This is a genomic window from Desulfovibrio sp. TomC, from assembly GCF_000801335.2.
Lineage (GTDB): Bacteria > Desulfobacterota > Desulfovibrionia > Desulfovibrionales > Desulfovibrionaceae > Solidesulfovibrio.
Map to the genome: position 1 here is coordinate 61,908 of NZ_JSEH01000014.1, position 10,116 is coordinate 72,023.

Below are 10,116 nucleotides of genomic sequence, written 5' to 3' on the forward strand. Positions count from 1 at the left end.
TTGGTCAACCACGGTATGCCCGACAACCGGACACACTTACCAGCTGCATTCTCTGCGACACGTTGCCCCAACACATCGAAATTTCGCTTCTATTTTCACTAGACAGCGGCAGCGAGTGAAACAATCCAATCTGACCCACCGTCCAGGTCTCAATAGCGCATCCAGCACTTTGAATTCACGTGAAAATTTCCCAGGACACCGGCGAGATTTTGAAAAATGTGTCCACCCGTGATGAAACTAATAAAAGACCGATGCCGCAAGGCGACAGGAACAACAATTACTTCTTTATTGTATGTTGCTATGCTGACATTTCGCGACGTTGGAATCCTTATCATGCGGAATAAGTGGCAATTCAATGAGGAAGGTCGTTTTGTTTTCCGACGAAACAGAAAACGAGATGTCGCCACCATGGGACTTGGCTATTAGTCGTGCGCTGTATGTCCCTAATCCTGTGCCGTGTTCTTTTCCATAACTAAAATATTTGGTAAATATTTTTTTTGACACATCTTCATTGATTACTCCAGGATTAGTTACGGAAATATACGAACAATCCGACAGAACGTAACAGGTTACTTCTACCACAGATCCATCAACTGACGCTTCAACAGCATTTTTTACAATATTAAGAAGCATATTTTCAATTAAAAACTTTTCGCCAAACACAGTGCAACTATCTGGACTATTGCATTTGCACTTGTTAGAAATCGTAATTTTTTTATGAATACAAATACTATGAAGTGTTTGAAGTACATTGCCGAGAACTTTTGGCAATTCAAATGGCATTCTTTTCGGGCAATAAACTCCACATTCCATTTTGTATAATTTGTCAGATGAATCAACGAGATTGATTACCTGTTGGATGGAGTTAAGTATTAGTGGGGCGACATTGCGAAGGCCATCGCCAATATCTTCTTGTAGAGCCAAGGACGCCAGAGAGTGTAATCCAGCAAGAGGAGATTTAATGTCATGACGTATTATCATTTCAACATCGTTGCGAAATATTTCAGCTTGCCTTCGCTCTGTTATATCTTCTGCTGAATATATAAAATATTCAACTTCACCATCTTTGTCAAATTTTGGATGTTTTGTTACAGACAAAAGTCTTGTCTCGTTATTTCCGTCTCGCACCCATTCCTCTGTGTTTATAGTTCTTCTTCCTTTGATAACGGCGCGGTTCTTTTCAATTATTTTTTGAGCAACTTCATGCGGAAAAATCTCGTCAATTCTTTTGAATTCTACCTCCTTCTTGCTTTTGCCGAGAAATGTGGCGTGAGAGTCATTGACGGCACCATAAGTAGACTCATCGAGCTGGTACCATACCTGAAGATGAATCGTGTCGAGTAACACTTTTCTATCTTCAAGGTCTTTCAATATTTGTGCATCTGCCTCTTTTCTCTTCACAATATTTTCTTTAAATACTTGAACAGATCTTGCCATATCGCCAATTTCATCCGAGTCGCTAGAATAGGGAACATCCTGGTTGTTCTCGTTCGACAGTTCAGACATGGTTTTTGAAAGAGCTTTTATTCTAAAAGAGACTTTGACTTTTATGTACAGAAACAACGCAATGGAGATGGTTAGAAATGAAGCAGAGTAAAATATTGCTTCGGAAAGTGATTTTTTAGAAAATGCCAGCCTTTCCATTGCATACTGATTTGTCGTCGTTATGGCGGATTCCATTAGGGGGGCGATTGAATTCAAAGCATCGACCATTGTTTTTTCGTAAGCTTGTTTTTCGTATGGCAATTTCTGCTTTGAAAATATTGCATCAAGACTTGATTTTTGAATCGGAACAAATTGGTCTATGTATTTTGTATTAAAATTTTTCAAGGCCATGTTGAGTGCTGCATTGTCAAGTAGCCTTGCTGATAGCCTAATGTCTTGGATTAATCGCGATGTGACACCTTCTAGCTTAAATACTTTAATGAGGTCATTGTCAGAAAGCACTCCGTCAGTTCCATAGGCCGAAAGCACCAGGGAGCATTCCGGACCTGCTGAATTGCGTAGAGACAAAAGTTTTGATTTTATGGTAAAAAATTCACGCGACGTGCCATCGATGATTTTTATGTCAGAAGTTAGGGCAAAGAGTAGCTCCTCCAGGCTGTCAATAAACTCTGTCATCGTATCAAACCAACGAGCAACAAGTTTGTTGTCCCTGTCTGTTAGAGGTATTTTCATTTCGCAATCTACGGCATTTCGCAACGTTGACACTGATGTATTAAACTCAACAGGGCTGGTTTCTATGTTGATGAATTTATCTTTTTTTAACGCATTGATTTTGGTTATAGCATTTTGTAACGCTTTTTCGCCTTCGCTTCTTTGCTTTGCTATGAACACTCGATTGTTTTCCATTGATTCCACGGGGCCGGAATCTCTGAGAACAACATTCACCCGTCCTCTTTCAAATCCAAAATGCTGTACGGCATCGTACAGATCATCTGAGATATCGTTAATTTGACAGATATAATCAGCTTTATTATAGACATCAATCGAGTGCACTATGTTTGTTAGTGCTGCCGCTGTGTATAGTCCAATAAGAACAAGCAAGACTGTACTTAAGAGTCGTTTTATCGTAAGCATCCAGTTTTCCTTTGGAACTAGGGAACTGATTCGTCCAACGGGAGTACATTTTTTTTACCATATACTTCCAAATAACCCAACACCTCAGTCCGAGTGCGAAGCACGCCTTACCGAGTGAAATCTGACCGTGCATGATAAACGCTGGGAAACGAGATGAGGTAAGCAAGGGAAAAAACCAGTTTTGCTAGCTGGATGCCCTCTGGGGAACAACTTGGGGTTCACCGATCTAAAACCTGACTCACTGTCCCGTTCTCAATAGCGCTTCCAGCACACTGAATTCACGTAAAAATTTTCCAGGACACCGGCGATATTTTGAAAAATGTGTCCACCCGTGAGTCCATAACAAAAAAAGGGTTATCCCGAAGGATAACCCTTTGATTTGCTTGGCGTCCCCAAGGGGATTTGAACCCCTGTTACCGGCGTGAAAGGACTTTCATTTAGCGTACTTCACCCATATTTACAGCCACTTAAGTCCGAGTAAATCCGGTCAAATCCTATGGGTTCCGACTAGGTTTACCTACTCAACCCTCCTGGCCCCTGGCGATGGTCAAAACGCTCGACTGGTCTTTGTCCGGGACTCCAATATTGACCGGCAGAGAAAATCCCCCCTTGACCATGGTTTACAAAGACCTATAAATAGTACGTCGATGTAAACCTAAAAAAGGGGGCCGTATGTTCGCAAAGCGACTCACGAACGCCCGCAAGGCTGCCGGCCTCTCCCTCCGAGAAGTTGGGACTCAGGTAGGTCTGTCGCACGCGGCCATAAAAAAATACGAGGATGGGAAGGTTCTGCCCTCCTCTGACGTTCTCCTCAAACTTGCACGGACATTGAAAGTTCGTAGCGAATATTTTTTCCGTCCGGACACAATTGATCTTACGGGCCTAGAATATCGCAAAAAATGCTCGTTGCCAAAGAAACGATTGGCTGCCATCACACAAGAAGTGGTTGATCAAATTGAACGACGCTTGGAACTGGAGAGCTTTTTCCCGACTACTCCAGTGAAGCCATTTGTACAATCTCAAAGTTTAGTCGCTGAGTTTTCGACTTTCGACAGCATAGAGTTCGCTGCTGAAGCACTGCGCAAAGAATGGAATATAGGTCTAAATCCTATTCCAGATATTACCGACCTATTGGAATCACATGGAATCCGCGTGTTCTTGGTAGATACCAATTCTGACGCAAAATTTGATGGACTTGCTGCTACAGCAAATGGAATGCCTGTCATTGTAGTTGGTGGCAATTGGCCAGGTGACCGGCAACGCCTAACACTTGCACACGAACTTGGGCATCTTATGCTTCGTGGTCGCCTACAAACCACCCTTGACGAAGAGAAAGCATGTCATCGATTTGCTGGGGCATTCCTATTCCCGCGATGTTCAGTCCTCCAGGAACTTGGCACTCGCCGCACTTCCATTGAGCCAAAGGAATTGGCTTTGCTCAAGGAAGAATTCGGGCTAAGCATGTCGGCAACTCTTTATCGAGCGAAGGATTTAGGAATTATTTCGCAAGAATATCACAAGCGTACAATGATCAAATTCCGCATGCTTGGATGGCATCGAGTTGAACCAGGCCCCCCGTATCCTTCCGAGAAAACACATGTTTTTGAACAACACATCTTCCATGCACTGGGAGAAGGGTATATAGGGGAGGCCAAGGCGGCGGAACTTTTGGGAATGCCCCTAATAAACTTCCGGCGTTTTCGCGCACTGGAAGGAATTCATGCTATTCCTCATCAGTGATGCCAACATTCTTATTGACATCCAAACTGGCGAACTACTTGCTTCAATGTTCAGCTTAGACTTTCAATTTGCAGTCCCAGACATCCTCTTTTATGAGGAGCTAGAAGAACAGCACGGGCACTTTGTCGATATGGGTCTAATTATACAAAGCCTTGATTCATTACTGGTAAAACGTGTAGAAGATCTTGCTCGTATTCACCGAAAGCCAAGTCGTAACGATCTATTTGCATTAGCACTCGCGGAACATCGAAAATGCCCTCTCTTGACTGGCGACGACGATCTACGCCAAGCAGCTACGAGAGAAGAAGTACAGGTGTATGGAACTATTTGGCTAATCGAGCAAATGATTATACAAGGCCGCATCACCGCTACAGTTGCTAGAAACGCTTATTCCCTCATGAAAAAAGACAATAGACGACTACCTTGGCGATTAGCCGAATCGCGTCTGCAAACTATAGAATCAAAAAGTTGAAGGGAACAGATTGAGGCTCGCCAAAACACCAACGCCAGGAAATTCACTCTTCTAGATTTCGTATGCCTGCCGCAGTGTCAGGACACATTTTCCGCTTGGCACTTCAAAGCCTTGCCAACAAAACAACAACAAGCAAATGTCACCATACAGCACAACAAATGAACAATCATAGTTTTCCAACAAACGACAAACAGCAACGCAACAAGACTTGACGCCAATACAACATTTATAAGTACCAACATTATTAATACATCCTTCATCTGCCATGACCACCTACAGGCTTAGATCTAAAACAATTTAAGTAAACATAATCGGACGCATGCAAACTAGACTAATTTTCCAATCCAATAGACCGATTTGATCGACCGAGGGCGCATTCAAATGCTACCCGTTCGTATTAAATTACTAAGAAAAGTTGCTTTAGCGATGAAACAGCTTTACCAATGTTCCCCGCAGTGTCGGTTTAACTTCGGGGAACATTGGTAAATAAAGCTTACTATCTATTGATGGGTGCTCCAAAACCGGTTCCATCCTGAGGCATAGGTTCAGTTCCATCGCCAAATCCAAGCATAAGTCCAAGCCCCAGCCCCAGCCCCGTACCATCGCCAAGGGGGCACACCCCTGTACCGCTACCGATGGCTCCATTTGCTCCAGTGCCTTGTGCATTTCCGACACCGGCACCAAATCCATTCCCAGCCCATGCGTTCACTGAAAAGGCGACAAAACCAAACAACGCTGCTGTCAAAACCATTTTCTTGATCATGAGTTGCTCCTTATTGCATTTAATAGAATATACGTGCGGCAGAGGACAAAGGTCACAGACAAAAAATAAAATTCAATTGCAGTCAAAATATTCAAAACTTCAAAAGGGTTACGGCAAACTAATTACGCCCTCCCCTTCCCCCTCCGCCGCCAGAACCACCACCACCACCACCACCACCTGAACCTCCTCCTCCTGATCCGCCACCGGAGCCGCCGGAACCTCCACCAGATCCGTTCCCGCCCCTTCCACTTCCAGAACCAGCACCGGCCCCTGAACCCTGGCCTGAGCCTTGTCCATAGCCAGCCCCCGCTTTCCCCTTGCCATTCGTGGAGCCTGTAGGTGAACTACTCGCAGAAAGTCCCATGGATTTTCGGGCATCAGAGATGCTCAAAGAACCTTCAATAATCTTCGCCGCGTTGCTCAGCACCGAATCATCTGGCTGTCCCATTTTCTTAGCGTCACGGATCAGCCGAGCCAGTTCCAGCAAGGAACTAGGAAAACGGCCACTTCCAAGGGCACGGGATGTTAGGGTCGACGCCCCCGCTGAATCAACTCCGGTTTGGCGCACAGCAGCCAAAAACTCTACTGCTTGGACAATTTCTTCAGCTGAACGCTGTACATTGCCAGCACATTCCTCAATATCTTGCTGCGAAAGCCCCATGCGCAAAGTATCCGACAACCGCTCGTTGAGCTCCGGGTCATCACAATTAAAATTTTTAAGAATTTGACGTGCAAAAATAAAATCACCCGTCCTTATTTCCACCACTTTTGTAATATTGGTGACAGCGATCCTTTTGGCCAGGCCCTCTTCGACCTTATCTACCACATAAACAGTCTGCCTGCCTGACGCCGACGCCCTTCCTGTTGACTCGAGAAGAGTCGCCGTATCCATTTCACTCAAACCGTATTTGAAGCCAAGAGCAAGAACACGATCAATATCGGGTTGGGGCACTCCGGCCCCACGTGCCGACTCCATTGATTCAACCAAGCCCGATTTCGTCTCCGGCATTGCTGTTACTGGCCATAACAACGTGGCCGCTAGGGCAAGCTCGGCCGCTAAGCCTCTAAAGCGGACGTTCATGAGATTCCCTATTATTTTGCAGGTTTTCTTCTTCAAGGATTAACACGGAGTTGGTATTTCCAAAACCATCATCTTCCTGAATCAATGCTCCCACATCAGGTTGCAGAAGTACTCCATCAATAAGGAAGGCATAGACGTATCGGCCCATTGGCAACGACACCGTAAGCGTGAAGACATCTCCGCCAGTGGCTTTGCGCATAACATGGCGACTCGGATCCCAATTATTGAAAGTTCCTATGACTGCAACGTCTTTCGCACTGGGCAAATGAGCAACGAAAGTGACTTCCTTACTAAGACCAACATCTGCTCTCGCAAGTCGTATATTGTCTGGCCTGCGAGCAAGTTCAACCGAAGAAGGAGTTTTTTGGGTGAAATAAGATTTTCGAATGTCAGGAACGAGTAACGAAACTGCGACGAGAAAGGCGACTGATGCTAAACCACCGACCATGACTGCTCGTCCTGTTGGGCCTACGACAGAACGACGCAATTGGCGCAGATATTTTTTTAGCCACGATTGGTGCTTTACTTTAATTCGAGACATCACCTGGGGAAGAATATCTTCTGGAACATCCTGGCGTGGTATGCTAGCAATATAGCCAACAAGGCGATGTATTTCAGCGTCAGTCTTATCTTTCTTTTTCATAACGATGGCCCATTTTTAATATGAACAAATATCACGCGTAGTTTATCAAGTCCTCGTGATATTTTCATTTTAACAGAACTTACGGAAATCCCTAACACCCCAGAGATATCTTTTATAGACATCCCCTGCTGATATCGGAGCATCAACGCCTCTCTAGTTCCTATTCCAAGCGCATCCATAGCATTTAAAATCAAACCAGAATCAATACCGTTTATCACTTCATCTGTTGACGACTCTGAACTTAAGTTTTCAATAAATCCATCAGGCAAATCACAGGAAGAAACTTCGGCACGTCCACGTTTTCTCAAGTAATCACGCCCGATATTCAGACCAATGGTATAAAGCCACGGGAAAAACCGTGATCCATTTTTGAATCGATCCATTTTTTCATAAGCAACCACAAAGGTCTCTTGAGTCAAATCGCTCGCGTCTTCTATATTTTTACACATTCGAGTCATAAGGGCATAGATTGGCCCTTGGTAACGGCGAACCAGAACAGCATATGCTTCGGCCTCGCCGTCAAGGATATCCTCAATAAGTTGCGCTTCGTCGTCGTGATCCATTCGGTTTATTAAACCCTTTTGGGACATATACGTTCAGTGAACACCTTTGGTCACAAACTTTCGCTCATTTTGCAGCTAGGCCCTAGCCAGCAAAATAGCACGGACCGACCTCAAGCACTTCAAACCGACCAGTAAGTCTATCTGTAGCATAAAACAAACGTTATGTTCTCCTGATTCTGTTTTGAGTGTGCGGCACCGCGCCTATCTCCTGCCCCATTGTTTCCAGTGTGACGAGGCATCTGCCGCATCCCGACGGGCCAGATCAATCAAAAAAGACGGGGCATCATTGAGCAATTTTATGTCGTTGAAAGATGGCTGTTCCTTGCGGCGCTGCAATAGTAACCCGTCGCTGTGGCCAAACCAGAAGGGTAGAAATCCGCCGAAAAAATATCCCCGCTCCCTAAGTTTCTCGATGCCAGCAAGTGAGGTCGGCTCTCCCAGATTAAATACCACCTGCACAATGCCCATTTCACTAGCTGCGAGCTCTTGCTCCGCCAACAGTTGTGCCAAATCGTGTCCAGCACGCCGAACCAGCAGCTTCACGCAGTCCGCCTGGGGGAAATGCGTCACCTCAATGGTAGATTGCTTCGCCATCGTTTCCGGGACGCTAGGGGACACCGTCCTTTCGAGTGCCATTGTGTCGCATAGAATGGAATATTCAGCACGATACCATTGCGGCAATGCTGCGGAGAGACGCATGTTTTTCAGTGGTTTCGTAGTCAACAGAAGTGAGGTACGTGCCTTGCCAGTATCACGCGAGGCATAGGCTTTTGAAGGGATAGCGTCTAGGATGATGCCGCACGGGAGCATCCCGCTTTCCTGGCACATTTGCTGGGAGAAGGTGTGCGTGCAGACCGCCTCTCCAAAGATCGCCCCGGCCCCGGCCATCTCCGGCAGCGTGGCCATGGCCTGCCGCCACAATTCTATAGCCATGCCCTTACCGCGCTGATTGGGCAGGATCATGAGTTGTGCCAACTCGAAAAGACTCGGCCACAGCGAGCACCGATAGATGCCTATCATGCCAAGAACGACACCATCTACCGATCTGGCGATCATGGCGTACTGCGAACCTGACGCAAAAAGCCGAGCTACCTCGGACGGATCGTATACGTAATCGAACGGATGCGCGTCTCCGTAGATAGTGTACGTCAGGCGGGAAACGCCAAGGGCATCACGCGGCTCAAACTGACTTATAGCATAGTCCTGATCGTCAGGAACGATGTATTCGCCCATACGAAGATGAGAAATGAAAAAGCAGCGATCCACAGGGCCTCCAAACGATTTATTGCCGAGCCCCAACAGTATATTGTTGCAGAATAAAAATAATCGACTTACGATGATTTTTTTATGCAATAATTTTTTACGATATTTCTAACTTTCAGAAAAATTGTCCAATCAAGGAAAAAAGTATGGATAAAAATACTATGGCTTTGGAAGGCATTACGGTTGTAAGCATCGCACTCAATCTGCCCGGGCCTTTGGCGGCCAACCAGCTTCAAGAGATGGGTGCACGGGTTTTAAAGGTCGAACCCATCACAGGCGATCCTTTAGCACACTATAGCCCAGGCTGGTACGCTGCTCTTGTTTCCGGCCAAGAACGCATCACACTCGACCTGAAGGACACATCTGGCCGGGCCGCCTTTGATGAACAGCTAAGCCAAGCCGACCTCCTGATCACATCCAACCGGCCAGTTGCCCTTCAACAAATGCGGCTTGGCTGGGAGGAATTGCACAAGGGATTTGCAAAGCTCTGTCAGGTCGCCATCATTGGTTACCCCGGGGCGCGTGAAAACGTGGCCGGCCATGACCTCACCTACCAAGCAACCATGGGCCTTCTCGACCCTCCCTGCCTACCGCGAGCACTACTGGCTGACATCGTAGGAGCGGAGCGGGCGGTAAGTAGTGCCTTGGGACTTCTGCTGGCGCGTTTTAAATCCAGACAGGGTGGTTACGCCCAAGTCGTTTTGGCTGACGCCGTTGCGAGTATGGCAGAGCCTTTAAGGCGTGGACTCACTACATCAGGAGGCCTGCTCGGTGGCGGCAGTCCCGAATACAACCTCTATGAAACCCAGGATGGCTGGGTGGCGGTAGCGGCCTTGGAACCGCGCTTTCGACAGCGGCTTTCAGACTACCTAGGTGGTACCGTCGTCGCACCAGCCCAGTACAGAGCTGTCTTCAAAACTCGGTCGGCAATGGACTGGCAGCGCCTTGGCGAGGAACTTGACATACCAATCGTTGCTGTCCAACCACACAGTCCGGCTTAAACAAGGCTAA

At 46.5% G+C, this 10,116-nt stretch carries 9 protein-coding genes; 3 read left to right on the forward strand and 6 right to left on the reverse strand.

All coding sequences use genetic code 11. The features are described 5' to 3' along the window. Nucleotides 1–285 precede the first annotated feature (285 nt). Nucleotides 286–2,580 carry a PAS domain-containing sensor histidine kinase gene (locus tag NY78_RS23790; protein ID WP_082140028.1) on the reverse strand — a complete coding sequence of 765 codons (2,295 nt, stop codon included), beginning with the start codon at nt 2,578–2,580 and terminating at the stop codon, nt 286–288. A 672-nt stretch (nt 2,581–3,252) separates the two neighbouring features. On the opposite strand from NY78_RS23790, the gene NY78_RS23795 reads away from it, so the two are divergent. Continuing rightward, nucleotides 3,253–4,320 carry an XRE family transcriptional regulator gene (locus tag NY78_RS23795; protein WP_082140029.1) on the forward strand — a complete coding sequence of 356 codons (1,068 nt, stop codon included), beginning with the start codon at nt 3,253–3,255 and terminating at the stop codon, nt 4,318–4,320. Next, a complete protein-coding gene (locus NY78_RS14165; RefSeq protein WP_043637278.1) occupies nt 4,301–4,792 on the forward strand; it encodes a PIN domain-containing protein in 492 nt (163 codons plus the stop codon). The genes NY78_RS23795 and NY78_RS14165 overlap by 20 nt, the downstream gene beginning before the upstream one ends. A 496-nt stretch (nt 4,793–5,288) precedes the next feature. On the opposite strand, the gene NY78_RS14170 is transcribed toward NY78_RS14165, so the two are convergent. From NY78_RS14170 to NY78_RS14180, 5 genes are all read right to left on the reverse strand, one after another. Beyond that, nucleotides 5,289–5,555 (reverse strand): hypothetical protein, encoded by a 267-nt coding sequence (locus tag NY78_RS14170; RefSeq protein ID WP_156180944.1) that lies wholly within the window; start codon nt 5,553–5,555, stop codon nt 5,289–5,291. 118 nt (nt 5,556–5,673) lie between these two features. Continuing rightward, a complete protein-coding gene (locus NY78_RS24745) occupies nt 5,674–6,636 on the reverse strand; it encodes a hypothetical protein (RefSeq protein WP_043637283.1) in 963 nt (320 codons plus the stop codon). Then, nucleotides 6,620–7,279 carry a glycogen-binding domain-containing protein gene (locus NY78_RS23800; protein WP_082140030.1) on the reverse strand — a complete coding sequence of 220 codons (660 nt, stop codon included), beginning with the start codon at nt 7,277–7,279 and terminating at the stop codon, nt 6,620–6,622. The genes NY78_RS24745 and NY78_RS23800 overlap by 17 nt, the downstream gene beginning before the upstream one ends. Next, the gene (locus NY78_RS23805) at nt 7,276–7,842 is read right to left on the reverse strand and encodes an RNA polymerase sigma factor (RefSeq protein WP_082140031.1); all 567 of its coding nucleotides are present in this window, start codon (nt 7,840–7,842) and stop codon (nt 7,276–7,278) included. Before NY78_RS23805 ends, NY78_RS23800 begins: the two co-directional genes overlap by 4 nt. Before the next feature lie 201 nt (nt 7,843–8,043). Further along, a complete protein-coding gene (locus tag NY78_RS14180; protein ID WP_043637285.1) occupies nt 8,044–9,108 on the reverse strand; it encodes a GNAT family N-acetyltransferase in 1,065 nt (354 codons plus the stop codon). A 143-nt stretch (nt 9,109–9,251) separates the two neighbouring features. Here NY78_RS14180 and NY78_RS14185 point away from each other — a divergent pair, with 143 nt between their 5' ends. After that, nucleotides 9,252–10,106, forward strand: coding sequence for a CoA transferase (locus tag NY78_RS14185; RefSeq protein WP_082140032.1), 855 nt, complete (start codon nt 9,252–9,254; stop codon nt 10,104–10,106). The last annotated feature ends 10 nt before the right edge of the window (nt 10,107–10,116 follow it).

Excerpts from the sequence above, each read along its gene's own strand:
- NY78_RS23790 (WP_082140028.1), bottom strand. The coding sequence starts at position 2,580 with ATGCTTACGATAAAACGACTCTTAAGTACAGTCTTGCTTGTTCTTATT.
- NY78_RS23795 (WP_082140029.1), top strand. The coding sequence starts at position 3,253 with ATGTTCGCAAAGCGACTCACGAACGCCCGCAAGGCTGCCGGCCTCTCC.
- NY78_RS14165 (WP_043637278.1), top strand. The coding sequence starts at position 4,301 with ATGCTATTCCTCATCAGTGATGCCAACATTCTTATTGACATCCAAACT.
- NY78_RS14170 (WP_156180944.1), bottom strand. The coding sequence starts at position 5,555 with ATGATCAAGAAAATGGTTTTGACAGCAGCGTTGTTTGGTTTTGTCGCC.
- NY78_RS24745 (WP_043637283.1), bottom strand. The coding sequence starts at position 6,636 with ATGAACGTCCGCTTTAGAGGCTTAGCGGCCGAGCTTGCCCTAGCGGCC.
- NY78_RS23800 (WP_082140030.1), bottom strand. The coding sequence starts at position 7,279 with ATGAAAAAGAAAGATAAGACTGACGCTGAAATACATCGCCTTGTTGGC.
- NY78_RS23805 (WP_082140031.1), bottom strand. The coding sequence starts at position 7,842 with ATGGATCACGACGACGAAGCGCAACTTATTGAGGATATCCTTGACGGC.
- NY78_RS14185 (WP_082140032.1), top strand. The coding sequence starts at position 9,252 with ATGGATAAAAATACTATGGCTTTGGAAGGCATTACGGTTGTAAGCATC.